This window comes from Archangium violaceum Cb vi76, from assembly GCF_000733295.1.
GTDB lineage: Bacteria > Myxococcota > Myxococcia > Myxococcales > Myxococcaceae > Archangium > Archangium violaceum.
Genome location: NZ_JPMI01000228.1, coordinates 65,408 through 81,151 on the forward strand (window position 1 = coordinate 65,408; position 15,744 = coordinate 81,151).

Annotated in this window: 6 protein-coding genes; 3 read left to right on the top strand and 3 right to left on the bottom strand. The window is 68.7% G+C overall.

Annotated features, from left to right (window positions below; all coding sequences use genetic code 11):
• Nucleotide 1: 1 nt before the first annotated feature.
• From truD to Q664_RS52895, 3 genes are all read left to right on the top strand, one after another.
• Nucleotides 2-1,021: a tRNA pseudouridine(13) synthase TruD gene (gene truD, locus Q664_RS30800; RefSeq protein ID WP_043403609.1), complete on the top strand. Its 1,020-nt coding sequence runs from the start codon at nucleotides 2-4 to the stop codon at nucleotides 1,019-1,021.
• 152 nt (nucleotides 1,022-1,173) lie between these two features.
• Nucleotides 1,174-2,493, top strand: coding sequence for a ferritin-like domain-containing protein (locus tag Q664_RS30805; RefSeq protein WP_043403622.1), 1,320 nt, complete (start codon nucleotides 1,174-1,176; stop codon nucleotides 2,491-2,493).
• Between the two features lie 48 nt (nucleotides 2,494-2,541).
• The gene (locus Q664_RS52895; RefSeq protein ID WP_052518875.1) at nucleotides 2,542-3,792 is read left to right on the top strand and encodes an alpha/beta hydrolase-fold protein; all 1,251 of its coding nucleotides are present in this window, start codon (nucleotides 2,542-2,544) and stop codon (nucleotides 3,790-3,792) included.
• Nucleotides 3,793-3,826: 34 nt separating this feature from the next.
• On the opposite strand, the gene Q664_RS30815 is transcribed toward Q664_RS52895, so the two are convergent.
• From Q664_RS30815 to Q664_RS30825, 3 genes are all read right to left on the bottom strand, one after another.
• Entirely contained in the window at nucleotides 3,827-4,324 is a 498-nt protein-coding gene (locus Q664_RS30815) for a hypothetical protein (protein ID WP_043403610.1), read from the bottom strand.
• 103 nt (nucleotides 4,325-4,427) lie between these two features.
• Nucleotides 4,428-10,541, bottom strand: coding sequence for a polymorphic toxin-type HINT domain-containing protein (locus Q664_RS30820; protein ID WP_152622431.1), 6,114 nt, complete (start codon nucleotides 10,539-10,541; stop codon nucleotides 4,428-4,430).
• A gap of 142 nt (nucleotides 10,542-10,683) precedes the next feature.
• Complete coding sequence (locus Q664_RS30825) at nucleotides 10,684-15,267, bottom strand: hypothetical protein (protein WP_152622432.1); 4,584 nt, start codon at nucleotides 15,265-15,267, stop codon at nucleotides 10,684-10,686.
• Nucleotides 15,268-15,744: the final 477 nt, after the last annotated feature.

Sequence of the window (15,744 nt, forward strand, 5' to 3'; positions counted from 1 at the left end):
CATGGGCACGGAACGGCCCCGGCTGACGGAGGACGTGCCGGGGTGCGGTGGCGCCTTCAAGCTCGTCCCCGAGGACTTCGAGGTGGAGGAGTTGCCCGCCTACCCGCCCTCGGGAGAGGGGGAGCACCTCTACCTCTGGCTGGAGAAGCGCGGCCGGGACACCCGTGAGGTGGTGAAGGCCCTGGCCTCCGCGCTCGGCGTGGACGAGGGCGACGTGGGCGTGGCGGGGATGAAGGACCGTCAGGCCATCACCCGGCAGCTCCTCTCCGTGCCCGCGAAGGGTGAGGCGCGCCTGCCGGAGTTCTCCCTGGAGGGCGTGAGCGTCCTGTGGAGCCGGCGCCATGGCAACAAGCTGCGCACCGGGCACCTGAAGGGAAACCGCTTCCGGCTGCGCCTGCGGGGCGTGAAGGACGTGGGCGCGGCGCGCGAGAGCTTCACCCGGCTGAGCGCCCGGGGCGTCCCCAACTACTTCGGAGATCAGCGCTTCGGCCGCGAGGGCGACAACGCGGATTTCGGCCGCCTGCTGGTGCTGGGCCAGCGGCTGCCGCGCCGCCCGGACAAGTTCCAGCGCAAGCTGTACCTCTCGGCCTTCCAGTCCCGCCTCTTCAACCGGGCCCTCGTGGACCGGCTGCGCGCGGGTACCTTCGACACGGCGCTGTTGGGGGACGTGCTGCGCAAGGAGGACTCCGGTGGCCTCTTCGTCTGCGAGGCGCCCGAGGTGGATGGGCCTCGCGCCGCCTCCTTCGAGGTGAGCCCCGCCGGGCCCCTCTTCGGGCCGAAGATGACCGCCGCCGCCCACGCCGTGGCCGAGGCCGAGGCGAAACTGCTCGCGGACGAGGGCGTCACGCTGGACGACTTCCGGCGCGGCGGTGACGAGACCCAGGGCGGACGCAGGCCCTACCGGGTGCGGCTCGGCAACCCCTCGCTGGAGGTGGACGGGGAGGACCTGGTGCTCACCTTCGAGCTGCCCAAGGGCTCCTACGCCACCGAGGTCCTCCACGAGCTGTTGAAGGACGGCTGACCCGGCCTCAGGTTTCTGAGCCCGGTATGGCGCCTTTCCGGGCCCGGAGGCGCGCGCTCCCTCCGTGCCCGAGCCTCCGGACAGAGGGACGGGGAGGACATGGCATTCCCATTGCTCCAGGGATGCGCACCTCGTTTCCACCGGAGCCATCCATGGACTCGCCCCTGCTGCGCCGTCTCTTCTCGCGTGCCCTGCGCGCCTCACTCGCCTCTCCACTGGTCCTCGCGGGCTGTGGAGGCGCGGACCTGACGGGCTACTCCGCGCTCGCTTGTGATGATGGCTTCCCCACGGTGAGCGGCCTGTCTCCCACGGTCTCCCCGGACTTCGTGCAGTTGCGCTCCATCTCCATGGGCCAGGACGAGAGCTTCTTCGACGAGGTGCGGCGCGGCTCCTCGGGGACGGCGTGCGCGACGGCTTCAGACCGGGCGGCCTGCGAGTCGGCCCTGAACGCTCTCTCCTCGCGAACGGGCTTCCGCTCCGTCTGCGAGCAGACGTGCAGCGCGTACTACCTCGCGACGACTCGAGGCGACGAGGTGACGGCCCTCACGACGTTGGAGGCGCTCAAGGGCTACCTGGGCTCCATCGACACGGCGCAGGAGGCCGCGTTGCTCGCCTTCGCGTCCAACTACAACCTGTCCTGCCGCGACCTGGAGCGGGGCGCGGTCCGGGCGAACGGCAAGGGGGGCTTCAACGTCATTGGCACCACCGGCTACGCCTGTGGACTCAATACGTCGGTGACGCAGCATGTGCTGGAGGTGTCCGCCTCGGGCGAGGTGAAGGAGGTGAGCAACCACATCCTGGAGCGAGGCCACCCCAACTGCGTCGTCGGCCGGAGGCCCGTGGGGCTGCGCGCCTCGGACGGTGTTGCTTGCGTGGATGCGCTGGGCCGTCACTTCGCGTTGGCCGCGCACCTGGAGGCCGCCTCCATCAAGGCCTTCCTCCGGCTGCGGGAGGAGCTCGCCCTGCATGGCGCGGATGTCGCGCTGCGGGACGCCGCGCTCGTGAGCGCCCTGGAGGAGGTCATGCACACGGACGTCAGCACGCGGCTCGCCCGCCGCTTCGGCGCGACGCCCCAGCGGCCCGAGGTGGTGGAGCTGCCCTTGCGCTCGCTCTTCGAGGTGGCGTTGGAGAACGCGGTGGAGGGCTGCGTGCGCGAGACGTTCGGGGCGCTGGTCGGGCACCACCAGGCGCTGCACGCGCGGGACGCGGAGGTGCGCGAGGCCATGACGCGCATCGCCGAGGACGAGACGCGGCACGCCGAGCTGTCCTGGGCCATCGACCGCTGGGCGCGCGAGCAGCTGACCGCCGCGGAATGCGCCACCCTGCGCGAGGCCCAGCGTGAGGCCGTGGTGACGCTGCGCGAGGAGGTAGCCCTGCCGCAGGACGCCGCGCTCGTCACCGAGGCGGGCGTGCCCACGCCGGAGGTCGCCGCCTCCCTGCTGGCCACGCTCGAGCAGGAGCTCTGGGCCTGAGAGATGGGCCCGGGGAGGGGAGGGCGCGAGCGGTGTTAGCCTTGGCCCATGCGCCGACTCCTCTCCCTGTTGGGGGCAGTGCTCCTCCTCGCCTCCTGCCAGTCCATGTCCTCTCGCGTGGGCTCCACCCCTCCGCCCGAGGGACGGCCCATCTTCCTCGGAGAGAAACACAGCCTGCGCTCCGCCATCCTCGAGGAGGAGCGTGGCTTCCAGCTCTACCTCCCACCCGGGTACGCGGAGTCCTCGGAGCGCTATCCCGTCCTCTACCTCCTGGATGGTGACTCGCACTTCCATCACGCCACCGGTGTCGTGCAGTTCCTCGCGGGCAACTCGCACATTCCGCCGATGATCGTGGTGGGGGTGCCGAACACGAAACGCACGAGGGATCTCACCCCTCCGGTGCACGGTGACACCGTGATGCCCGGGGACACCTCGTCGCGGAGCGTCGCGCAATCGCTCCCCACCGCTGGCGGCGCGGACCGGTTCCTGCGCTTCCTGGAGGAAGAGCTGGCCCCGCACATCGAGGCGCACTACCGCACGCGGCCGTACCGCATCCTCGTGGGTCACTCGTTCGGCGGGCTCTTCGCCATCCATGCCCTGATGAACCGCCCCCAGAGCTTCAACGCGTACATCGCCATCAGCCCGAGCCTCTGGTGGAACAACGGCGAGCTGGTGGCCGGCGCGGTGAAGTCCCTCGAGCGCCTGCCCGAGCAGGAGCGCTTCCTCTACATGACCATGGGCGAGGAGGGGGAGGAGATGCTCAAGCCCATCCAGCAACTCGCGGCGACGCTGGAGGAGGCCAGGCCGGCGCGGTTGGTGTGGCGCTACGCCTTCCTCCCGAACGATCACCACGCCAGCACGCCCCACCGGACGCTCTACGATGGGTTGGAGGCCGCCTTCGAGGATCTGCGGCTCGCCCAGGTGGAGGCACGCACGGGTGAGCTGGCGCAGGTGGAGGCGCGCTATGCCCGGTTGTCCAGACGGCTCGGTTTCGAGCTCCAGCCCCCCGAGGAGCTGATCAACGTCCTGGGGTACTCCCTGCTGCAGCGCGGGAAGGTGGAGGCCGCCCTCACCGCCTTCCGGCGCAACGTCGAGCGGCACGGGGACTCGGCCAACGCCCATGACAGCCTGGGCGAGGCGCTGGAGGCCGCGAGCCAGTGGGAGGCGGCGCTCGAGAGCTACCAGCGCGCGCTCGCGCTCGGCGTCCGGGCCAACAAGGTGCACCCCGCCTATCAGCAGCACGTCGAGCGGGTGATGCGCAAGCTGGCCGTCCAGACTTCAGGTGACGGCGCGCCCTGAGGCGTGGAGGACGGGCTCGGGGACTCGCCTCCAGTTACCCTGGCTGTTCCCCGGCTCTTTCTCGATGCCATGCCGCGAAACCTCGCTGCTCACCGCCCCTCGACAGGTTCTTGTCGAGGAGCGTGAGCACGCCCGCCGCATCCGTCTCGAGGGTGCTGTCGATCTGATCGCAGTGTGGGCTGAAGACAACGGCCCAACTGGGGTTTCGCGAGAGCTGCTCCCGTAGGAAGGCTTGGAAGGGAGGACCGCCCCAATCCACTTCGTCGCCATTCACCTCGCGAGCCAGGAGGTCCAGACCCTTCCCCCCGAGCGTGAGGTAGACCCAATCCGCCTGAAAGAGCCCCTCGGGCAGGTAGGTCAGGAGATACGGAGGGCATACCTCATGCCTCCGCAACTCGATGTGCTGGCCCCAACGGTAGACGCCAGGGCCTTGAGGGTATGCCACTCCACCCCATACGAACTGCTCCACCTCATGGTGCAGGTTCTCCATGGGCCAGATTCGTGGCAGCAGCAGATCGAGGCAGGCATCCATTCTTCAGTCTCCAGGTGAGACGACGGGGGCCGCTGTGGCTCGAGGGGCGGTGAGCCCATCGTTCATGCGGATGGGCTCACCGCTCGGCCACGGCTCTTCGCTATCACATCGATGGATAGAAGGGCTTTTGTTCGCCCGCCGTCCACTGTCTGCTCTGCGTGTCGTAGGTGAATTGGTGCTGGTGCGGATTGGTGTGGTCCTGGGGGCGACCGTGGTTATGCCAATCCACACGGCTCATGGGCACATCCTGACCGTTGGCCTTGGGCCACGTGTTCTCCGGGAACGTCGCGGACTGCCGATACCGGACCCCGTCGGAGCCATCACGTCCTCCAAGCGTCGTATGTGCACGGCCCTCGGCTCGGGGATCCGGGGTCGGGATGTCCACGTCCCTCACCCGCTGCTGCGGTAGCGGACTGTCCGGGATGTAGTGCTTCGGCTCGCAGTTGTTGTGCACCCACGCGCGCAGGTCTCCCGCGAAGTACGTGTGGTACTCCGCCACCTCGAAGTTGAAGACGGTGGTCCGCGTCTGCTCCCAGGTGGAGGTTCCCACCTTGAGCCAGCCGCCGTGCGCACTGGCCACCCGCTGGCCCGGCTGGAGCGCTCCGGCTCCTACCCAGCCCAGGTCCTTCACCCAGAACGGGTGCTCGCCCGTGACGCCGAGCTCGCTCTTCTGTCCTGATGCCTCTTCGATCAGCTCCAGCTTCAGCACGGGCTGATCCGGCGTGATAAAGGTTTGCACCACCGGCCGCCAGTCCGTCGCGCCCGTCTCGTCGCTGCGAGACCAGACGAGATCTCCCGGCCGCACCTCTTCAATGGGCTTGGGCCCCTCCTTCGTCAGCACCTGCGTCCCGGCGACGAAGCACTGTCCGGGGATGCCGCAGCTCTTGCCCTCGCAGCCCTTCTTGGCGGCGGACTTGAGCCCATCCCCCACGTCGTCCGCCTTGCTCGCCATCTTCCCGGTGGTCTCCGCCCGGTTGGCGGCCTTCAGCGCATCCGCGGTCTTGTCGGTGGCCTTGACGGCGTCCACCACCTTGTCACCGACGCGGTAGGCCTTGATGGCGGCACCCGCTCCGCCCGGGACGAAAGGCACCGCCAGGGCGGCGGCGTCCGCGACGACCCCCACCACGTCGAGCGCCTTCTCCAGCGTGCTCGTGTTGCTGTCCCACGACGCGATGCTGGCCACGCCCATGGCGAGGCTCGCCGCGTCCCAGATCGACTCGAGCGCCTTGCCCGTCGGATCCACGTAGGCCACCGGGTTGCCGCCCGCATAGCCATACAGGTTGCACTCCACGGGGCTGTCCACGCAGCGCTCCGGCTCCGCGAGGAACAGGGGATCCGGGGTGAGGAAGCGGTTGAGCTCCGGGTCGTAGTCGCGCACGCCCATGCGGATGAGGCCCAGGTCCGCGTCGAAGCCCTTCTGCACGTAGTCCACCACCGCCGAGCTGTCCGGGCGCACCGTCCGGTTGCCGAAGGGCGAGGCCAGCCGCGCCGTCCCGTCCAGATCCGCCATGACGGTGCCGCGCGCGTCGGCGGCGAGCATCTGGAAGCCGCCCCCCTGCACCAGGCCCACCAGCTGCCCGGCGAACTTGAAGGGCTCGGCCAGGCCGCTCGCGTCCAGGTAGGCGCCTTCCCTCAGGTACGCCGCCACCGGCGTGGTCCCGGTGAGCTTCAGCAGCCGCTGGCCCGTCTCGTCATACAGGAAGCGCCACTCGTTGGCGCCGCGCGTGGCGCGCTCGAGGTGTCCGTTGGGCCCGTACTGGAAGGTCAGGTCCCCCTTCGCGCTGGTGCGGCCGAGCGCGTCGAAGGTGTACGTCACGGCCCCCGCGGTGAGCGTGCCGCTGCCAGGGATGAGCTCCCGGCGGACGCCCGCCTCCTCGATGGCCATCGGCAGACCGAAGCCGTCGAACTCGTAGTCGTAGGCGTGCTCCGCGTCATGCGCGCTCGTGAGGAAGCCCTGGGGCGAGTAGCCGTAGCTCCGCTGCAGGTTCTTCCCGCCAACGACGAACGACTCCACGTCCAGGAAGCCCCGCGCATTGAACCGGAAGGAGTTGGAGGAGCTCCACCCCGCCGTCGTCTGCGTCTGGGACAGCCGCCTGCGCGTCAGTGGATCGTACCCGAGCAGCACGCTGTCGCCCGAGACGAAGGAGGCCTGGGCGGCCTGCCCGTTGGCGTTGTAGCCGAAGGTCGCCAGCGGGTTTCCGTTCAGCCAGACCTGCCACAGCCGGCCGTAGGTGTCCCAGCGCTGCTCCTTGGTGGAGACGGACAGCAGCGTGCCATCCGCCGCGCGCACGGAGATGGCCTCCTGCTTCAGGTCGCCGCTGTCGGTGTACTCGAGGTCCGACTCCACCGTGCGCCAGCCATCCAGCCGCAGCACGTACCGGGCGAGCTTGCCGTCCGCGCGGTAGTCCATGGTCTTGAGGTAGCCCTCGCCCTGCACCGCGGACACCTCGCCGAGGTACGTGCGCCGGGCGGGCGCGTCCGGCGTCGCCCCGTCGTAGTAGAAGCGGTAGCTGCGCGTGGTGCCGAGCACCAGGTCCGTGTGCAGCTCCACCTCCTTGCGGCCAATGGCGTCATACGTCCACGTCTCCGAGCGCTGGGCCACGCCGTTGGCGGACAGGTGCCGCAGGCTGCTCAGCAGGCCCGTGGTGGGCGCGTAGTCGTAGACGAGGGTGGCGAGCCCCTCGCGCACCACTTGCTTCACCCGGCCGTGCTTGTCATGGGTGACGGAGTGCGTCTTCCCATCCGGCAGGTGCACGCGGCGCACGCGGCCGAGCGCGTCCCGATCGAAAGCATAGGTGGTGCCATCCGCCTGCTCGCGGCGCAGCACCTCGTCCGAGGCGTTCATCCAGGAGCGCGTCCTGTAGGTGGCGTTCTCCAGCGACTCGCGCCGGAGCAGGCCGGCGTCCAGGCCGAGGCTCGACACCACCTGGCGCTCCACGTCCGAGTGCTGCTTGGACAGCGACTCCACCGCGTGGCCGAAGCCGGCGAGGCGCGTGCTGCCCACCCGCTGGATTCCCGTGCGCATCGCCGCGTGGGTGAATCCACCCAGGTTCGTGCTGGCCGGCTCCGTGGGCCGGTTGTGCGTCCGGGTTTCACGCAGGGCCGGGTGGCGCGTGGTGACGCCGTCGAACGCCCAGCCCTCGGGGATGAGCTGGGCACTGGCCACCTGCTCCCCTCCCGCCGTGCTCCACTCCACCGAGCGGCGCTTCGCTCCGGACAGCGCCTCCACGAGCGTGGTGAGGTGCACGGCCGCCGGCTCCAGCGCCGTGGCGAACTCGTAGGCGAGCAGCAGCGAGGGGTTGGTCTCCGTGGCGTTGCCCAGGCTGTCCCACTGCTTCAGCAGGCGCTCCTGCCCGTCATGGCGGAAGAACTGGGTATAGGACTGCGTGCCGTGCCGGCTGGCCAGGGCGAGGATGGCGTCCGTGCGGGCATCCCGCGCCGTCACCTCCAGCACCGAGCCATCCGGCGACGTCACCTTGCGCAGCAGGGTGCCGCCGGGCTCCAGCTCGAAGAGCGTGCTGCCGCGGCCGGGTTGGGAGACGTACTCCACCGAGTAATCCGGCCGGTAGTGCACCTCCTGCAGCGTCAGCAGGCCGTCCTCGCCCAGGCTCTCCACCCGCTCCACCAGGCCCACCGTGTTGCGCGTCAGCCACGCCTCGTGGTCGAAGTTGAGTGTGTCGTCGGAGTGCCGCCCGCTGAGGATGAGGCGGTCCTCCAGGCAGTGCAGGTGCTGCGACAGGCCGCTCACCACGGCGCGCCGGCGCTGGGTGGTGAGTGTCCCGGACGAGGTGTGGCGCACCGTGTAGGACGGGCACACGTCCGCCTCGTAGTCGAGGTACTCGGTGTGCTCCTTCAGGGTGGTGGTGCCCGCGCCATTGGTCCAGCCCTGGTGCTCCTCCTCCAGCCTCTTCCAGGGGAGGCCGCGGAAGAAGACATCCTCGTACTTGCGCGAGGCCAGGGTGCGCAGGTCGGGCGTGCGCGCGTCCTGCTCGGTGGAGGAGGAGGACAGGCCGGCGTAGGTGTCGCCGTTGAGGAAGTCCTCGGTGACGGTGACGACGCCGTCCTGGCGCACCACCGTGTCGTAGCCCACCAGGAAGCGGCCCACGGAGTGGTGCGTGGGGGTGGCGTACGTGTAGCCGTACTGGACGGAGTCGTAGCCGCTAGACTCCACGGTGAGGAAGGAGAGGACGGCGGGACGCTGGCGCACGTCGAGGCCGGCGGGGCCGCGCGCGTACGTGAAGCGCACCAGCGTTCCGCGGCCGTCATCGGCGGTGGCCATGAGGCCCGTCTCGGGAGCCTCGAGCGCCACGCCATAACCGAGGCCGTAGTAGGCGTAGGCCACCTCGGTGTTGCCGCTGCCGCGGAAGTCACCCACCACCGGGGGCGTGGAGCCGTAGCCCAGGTAGTAGAGGGAGGGGACATCCACCTCCTTGAAGTACAGGCCCGAGCTCACGAAGAGGCGCACGTCGGCCTGGGCCACCAGCAGCACGTCCGTGAGGCCGTCGCGGTTGGCGTCCATGAAGTGGAAGGCGTAGCCCTCGGGCGACACGTAGTTGTCCGAGAGGTTGATGAGCGAGTACTCCTGGGCGATGGGCTCGAAGCTCAGCTGGCCCAGGCCCCACCACACGGCCAGGCCGCCGGAGTGGCGCACCACGATGTCCGGCATGCTGTCGCCGTTCATGTCCTGCACCCAGGAAGCCAGGGGCTGGTAGGTGCCGCCGCTGGCGCTGGCCAGGGTGCCCTGGCGCGCCGCGCCGAAGGAGATGGTGGTGCCGGTGGTGGTGTTGGGCAGCACCTCGAAGCCGCCGGCCTCCACGCGCAGCAGTTCCGGGCGGTGGTCGCGATCGAGGTCGACGAGACGCGTGTTGGCGTCCAGCTCCCAGATGCCGGGCAGCTGGGAGCCGTGCAGCAACTGGCCGGAGCGCTCGCAGACGGCCAGGTCCGTGGAGGAGGAGACGGGGTTGAACTCGAGCCACACCACCTGGAAGGAGCGCTGGTCGGGGAACATCTGCGCCAGGTGTCGGGGGAGGTTGTTGTGGGAGGCCGGGGAGCGGCAGCCGTAGAAGGTGCTGGAGGAGGCGGGATCCAGGGGCTCGAGGGTGAAGCCGGTGGTGCTCTGGCGCACCAGGGTGCCGTCATAGGCGTGCTCGAAGTCGAGCAGGCCGTCGGCGTCCACGTCGAGGAAGGTGGCCTTCTGCGGCTGGAAGGCGTCCTCGCCGAAGTACTGGAGTACGGCGTCGAGGCGAGGGTTGGTGAACCACTCGGGCTGCAGCAGCTTCTGGCGGGCCGAGTGGTAGGTGTAGCGGGTGGGCGGCGGCGTCTCACCGGAGGCGAAGCGCTGGGACACCTGCGTCAGGAAGAAGGCGGGACCGAAGCCGTCGCCCTCGTGCGTGAGGGTGTAGCTCCAGCGCTCGGCGTCGGCGCCGGTGTTCTGGTCGCGGGAGAAGACGGTGAGGGAGGCCACGCGCCTGTCCAGGGACAGGCCCACGCCGGAGCGGTAGTCGACGAAGGGGATGGCGACGGGCTGGTACTGCAGCTCGAGGCGGTACTGGAAGTCCGTGCCGGTGCCGCCGTAGCGGACGCGCTGGAGGAAGAGCCGGCCGGAGGCATTGGGAGCCCACTCCAGGCGGGTGCGGCGGCCCAGGGCCGTCACCACGTCGGTGAGGTACCAGGCATAGGTGCCTCGCGGGGTGTTCACGCGAGCAGTGCCGCCGAAGGTCCAGGTGGAGCCATCGGGCAGGTAGGCGGTGGCGGTGGAGCCGTCCACCACGACGCGTGCCAGCGTGGACAGGCCCTGGGGATACCAGGCGCCGTCGGTGCCCTTGGCCAGCCGGCCCCAGGGACTGGAGAGGTCGTCGGTGAGGTAGTCGGGGTCACCCTTGGCGCGCCAGCGCTCCAGGGAGAGCGAGTTGCTCCAGCCCACGCCCCACTCGGAGGCGCCGGAGTCCGGAGAGTAGGTGGGCATGACGGAGGCCAGCAGCATGCCCCGGTCTTCCGGGACGCTGAAGGGCGAGGGCAGGGAGAAGGCGCCGCGGCTGACGTCGGCGGGGCCGAAGGCGGTGCTGGCGAGCTGGCCTACCAGGCTGCCGCGCTGAGGCGCCGACAGCTGGGGCGGCTGCACCAGCATGTCTTCCAAGGGGCCCGAGGCCAGGGCCGGGGTGGCCAGGGCCAGGCATACACATGCCAGCACTCCAGCCAGGACGGATGGTTGTTTCACGTTCTTCGCTCCGCACGGAGGTGCCGCGGCGATTCCCACCGGCCTGCGGGCACCTGGACATTCGAGGGATGGTGTGGGGACTGCGCCCTCCCCCGGGCGGATGGACGCGCGCCCGGGGGAGGGATGCTTCAGCAGGGGCGGCTCAGAGCTCCGGCGCCACCTGCACAGGGGACATCAGGGACGACGTGCTCGACGTCTGCTGGCAGGACTCGATCCACGGGAAGATCGGCGGCGTCCCGGAGCGCGTCTCCACCTCGAACACCAGGACGATGTCCGTCACCAGGTGCAGCAGGTTGTTGTTCTTGAGCGCGCGCAGGTTGATGTCGTAGCGGGTGAACGGCGACAGACCGTCCGCCACCGACGCCAGCTGGCCCGTGGTGGTGTTGCGCCAGTTCGTGTAGATGGCCGGGGCCTCGTTGAAGCGCCCGAACAGCGGCCGTCCATAGGACTGGTTGAGCCAGGCCGCGTTCAGCATGCGGTAGCGCTGCGGTCCGCTCACCCTCGGGAACACCAGCTCTCCGTCCACGCTGAGCGGCAGATCGATGAGCTTCGAGCGGGCGGTCTCCACGTCCGAGGAGCGCTGCATGTTGAAGAACACCATCATGTTGCGAATGATGGGGACGTCCTTCTCGCACGACAGCCGCCTGTCTCCGTCCGCGTGGAAGAAGTCCACGGGCGTCACCGGGATGGTGGCGATGGAGGTGCGGTTGATGCGATCCCACACCGCCTCGGACACGGAGGGCGTCACGGTCTGGTACACGGTCGCCGGCGGCTGGGGCGCCGGCGGCGGCTGGGGCGCAGGATCCCACTGCCACGTCGGACGGGGGATGCTGAGGTAGTGGTAGCTGATGGTGGGGTTGCCCTTCTGCTGCAGGCCCATCAGGTTCGTCTCCGACTCCACCAGCGCGGCGACATCCGCCAGCTTGTCCGCCAGCGCCGAGTAGGACGTGGTGAAGTCCACGTGGATGAAGTCGTCGATGAGGTCCATCGTCCCATTCACGCCCGTCTGGTTGCGCAGAGTCTGCAGGACCACGGGGTAGCGCAGCTCGAAGATGGGGTAGAGGTAGTCATTGAGCAGCACCGACACGTTGCGCACGTTCAGCCGCAGCTCCTCCGCGTCCATGTTCTGCAGCGCGCGGCGCGGGAGCCACTGAAGCAGGGGCGCCTTGCGCGCGCTGTCCTGCAGGCCCTCGTTGATGGAGCGCTGCTCCAGCTTCAGCAGCTCCAGCTGGCGCTGGATGGCCTGACGCTCCACCGCCCGGCTCAGCTCCGCCAGCTCACGCGTCACCCACTGCTCCACCAGCTCCCGGAGGGGCTCCGGGACGGTGACGCCCTGGACGGTGCTCATGTTGACCCAGAAGTCCTGCCGCAGGCCGGTGGCATCCTCGGGCATCAGCCGTCCCTGGGCCTGCTTCAGCAGGGCGGCCTGCCGGAGCGTCTTCAGCTCCGCCATGGCGGCCGTTGCCACCTCCTCCAGCGTGCTGGCCGTCTCCGGGCGCAGCTGCCGGAGGTTGACCGACAGCGCCCGGGTCGAATCGAGGCCGCCGCAGCCCACCGCCAGCTCGTTGGCCACCAGGAACACATCCACTTCGTCCTTGGCGACGATGGACGTGCTGGGGGACTGCACGAGGTGGATGTTCTTGATCTGGCTGGGTGCCCTCGAGGTGACCGGATTCATGAGGACGGCCAGCAGGCTTCCGGTGGGCAGGTGGGTGAAGGGCGCCTCCTTGGAGCGGATGCCCATGGAGAAGCTGGCCGACATCCCCATCTGGCTGGTGGTGTCCTGGCTCATCGACGCGCTCACGCCCAACCTCACGCCGGTCTCGGCCTGCTCGCACGTCTCGATCATTCCATAGACGGAGGCCGAGGCCACGACGGGCGCCGCGCCGAACGGATCCGGGCTCTTGGCCGTCACGTCCGCACGCGCACCCGCGCACGCCCGGACGCTGGCCGACACGTTCCCGTACACCTCGGCCGAAGCCACGGCCTGGTTGCTGACGGCGGTCGTCCCGCTCGTGGACCGCTGGATGAGGTAGCCCTCTGGTCCCGTGGGCGTCGTCTGCACACTCGCGAAGTCGAAGCCCGCGAAGGCGCCATAGGTGGAGGCATTCACCTTGCTCAGCGCACAGGTCGGAGACCAGGCTCCCGAGGTGTTGATGTACAGCACATCGCCCGCCTTCAGCCTCACGGGCTGGATTCCAGGCACCGCCAGCTTGGAGATGTCGGAGCCGTCCACCGTCTGGTTGTCCACCACTGCCTTGTAGCGGGCGGCCGAGGCGGCCGTCAGGGAGTGGTTCTGGTCCTCCAGCAGTAGCTGGTACGCGGGCCGGCCCGCACGCTGGGCCTGGGCGGCGTCCACGAAGGTCTTCATGAAGTCGCCGAAACGGGCCTCGTCCTGGGCGGAGCTGATCTTCAAGCCCGCCAGGTCTTCGTAGAGCTGGGCCATCTGCAGGGCGCGCTGCTCGAACTGGGCCTTGAGGTTGCGCTGCTCCGTCTCGTTCCCCATCTGGGCGAGGAGCCGCTCCACGTACTCTTCCTCGTTCTGGTTGTAGTCCGTGACCGAGTTCGCCAGGGCAGTGCGGTACTGGGTGAGCAGGCCGCGCGCCACCTGGAACTGCGAGTCCTGCATGCCGGTGTGGAGGACGCTGTTCTGGCCCGGGGCGAAGCGGCCGGTGGTGTCATAGCTGGCGGTACGCTGCGCCGCGTCCTTCACCAGCTGGACGAAGTCCAGGGCGAGCGAGGGCCAGACGGAGTCCGGGGCCTTCAGGAAGAGCGTGGCGACCGTGTCGGGGCTGGTGGGCTCGCCCATCCACGCCTTCAGCGCGCCCTGGAGGTAGGCGTGGTGGGTGTTCAGTCCGGAGAAGACGTCGCGCCACCCGCTGCTCAGCACTCCCGAGGTCGCCAGACGGCCAACGCGGGTGTTCAATTCGGTTGCATCGTGCAGCGAGCCGATCAGTCCCATCGTCTCGCTGATCATCGTGCGCGAGTTGAGCAGCTTGCAGTCACGGAAGCGGCAGCCCAGGTCGTGCAGCACCGTCATGTCGTCCAGGCGGTTGGACAGCGCGCGCAGACCGCCGCCCAGCGTCATCAGCAGGGGCAGTTCCTCGAGGCGGGTGCCGGTCGTCCGGGACATGCTGGTGATGGCGGCGCTCAGCACCTTGCGGTCCACCTCCAGGCTGTCCTGGATGAACTCGCTGGGCGGGCGGATGCCGCCGGCCGCGGAGCCATTGGAGTCGAACGGCGCTTCCTGGTCGTACATCGTCATCCAGAACGTCCCCATCAGCCCGTCCAGCTTGCTCCAGAGGAGGGGGTTCGCCGTCGGGCCGGAGCCGTAGTAGCCGTGGGCCGCGTCGTACCAGCGCTGGATGGCCTCCAGGCGCAGTTGGATCTGCGTTTCTGTGAACTCGGTGCCGGCGGGAATTGGCTCGGTCACGATGCTGGCGGCCAGCGTCCGGAGGCTCTCCACGTAGTCCTGGTGCCAGGTGTCCGTGGTCTGGCAGGTGCCGTAGCTCTGGTTGAAGACGGTGGACTCCAGCCCGGCGCAGTACTCGTAGAAGGCGTGCCTGATCGTCATCGGCACGTGAGGAGACATCAGCCGGATGCAGCTGTTGAGCTCCGAGTGCCAGGCCTTCAGCGCGTCGCAGTCGGGGTTGGCTTCCGTGCTGTTCTCCAGATTGCGGCCGCACATGTTGGGGACCGGCTCCTGCTCCATCAGGGTGCGCAGCTCCGAGAGCTCCGTGGCGTCCAGCTCGTGCCCGCGGAGCTCGTGGAGCAGGATGAGCCGCTGGCGCAGCTTGAGCCGCGTGTCATTGAGGTGGGTGTTGCCATAGTTGTTCTGCCAGTTGCGCTCCTGAATCCCTCGCTTCAGGCAGGTGAGCTTCTCGGACGCGTCCGTCTGGTCTTCACAGGTGACGCAGCGGGGCGAGACGAAGTGGCTCGGCGCCTCTTTGTTGCCGAGGGCGTACCAGCGAGCCTGGGCCTGGGTGGTGGCCTGCTCGGCGGTGAGCCCCGAGTCGGTGTGGCTCCATCCAGTGCCGATGAGCGTGCTGTTGGCGCACTCGCTGAGGGGCGCCGGGCCGTGCGCGGAGTGGCGGCAGTCATAGTAGAGGGGGTTGTTCGGGTCGTCGCAGAGGTACTTGTAGGCGTCACCACATGAGGGGTTGTTGGGGCCCGACGGGTAGTTCCTCGTGCCACTGAGGGTGTATGTACACGTATTGCCACTGACACTGGCGCTGTAGGTCACGCCGGGCTGGTTGGGATAGAGCCTGTTGAGCTCCGACTGCGCCAACTGCTGGCAGGGCGTGTTGTAGTCGTACCGCGTCTCGTCCCAGCAGATTTGCTCCGACCACTGGCAGGGCGGCTTCCGGTCGTAGTCGCACTCGTAGACGGGCTCGTTGCAGACCTCGACCGTATAGACATAGGGGGCCACCGGCGTGGAGTACGTCTCATTGACGCTGGCGCTCAGGGTGCATTCATTCCAGCAGTTGATCTGCGGATACCGCCCGCAGTACGAGGAGTTCGTCCGGAACGCGTAGCACTGCATCTGGTACTCGTACGGGCCCGAGCACGTCGTGGAATCGAGGGTGGCCGGTGCACACTGCTCCCCCTCGATGTCGACGATGAGCTCCTGGGACTCCGTGGCCACCTCTCCGGCGCCCGGCTCTCCGTTGCCCGGGAGCTCCACGCCGCAGCCGGCGAGCAGCGTTATCCAGAGTCCTACAACCATCCACTGTCTGTATTTCAATCGCGGCACGTTCTTCCCCTCTAAAGACACACATGTCCCGCTGTCGCCTCTGGTGTGCGACACGAGTGGCTCAGGGATGCAATGAAAGAGGGCCGGAGGCGCGGATACGGTGTGGCAAGGCACACGTGTGCCTCTCCACGTCAACACCAGACGTGGTCAGGCACTGCACGGGCTGTGCGGGACATCCCCCCACCGTGGGCCACCGGCCCATCGTTCAGTCGTCTAAGGCATTCGATGCGACACGCTCTCCGGAGCCACTGATGACAGCCCCCCGGCGGGGCTGCGTCGGCTGCCGGACCAGAATCACTGCGGGAACACCCGGGCCTCAGCGGCTCGAGCGTGGCGCATATATTTGGAACGCATCGGATGTGTCAATACGGGTTTCTCACGTTACTTCCATGTTGCTGGAAGTCATGGACCCCATGGAGTTCCAGGGATGACACGGTGGGCTTCTGTGTC

Bases quoted from the DNA above. Each gene is read 5' to 3' on its own strand.
- Q664_RS30815 (WP_043403610.1), bottom strand. From the start codon at position 4,324: ATGGATGCCTGCCTCGATCTGCTGCTGCCACGAATCTGGCCCATGGAG.
- Q664_RS52895 (WP_052518875.1), top strand. From the start codon at position 2,542: ATGCGCCGACTCCTCTCCCTGTTGGGGGCAGTGCTCCTCCTCGCCTCC.
- Q664_RS30825 (WP_152622432.1), bottom strand. From the start codon at position 15,267: ATGGTTGTAGGACTCTGGATAACGCTGCTCGCCGGCTGCGGCGTGGAG.
- Q664_RS30805 (WP_043403622.1), top strand. From the start codon at position 1,174: ATGGACTCGCCCCTGCTGCGCCGTCTCTTCTCGCGTGCCCTGCGCGCC.
- truD (WP_043403609.1), top strand. From the start codon at position 2: ATGGGCACGGAACGGCCCCGGCTGACGGAGGACGTGCCGGGGTGCGGT.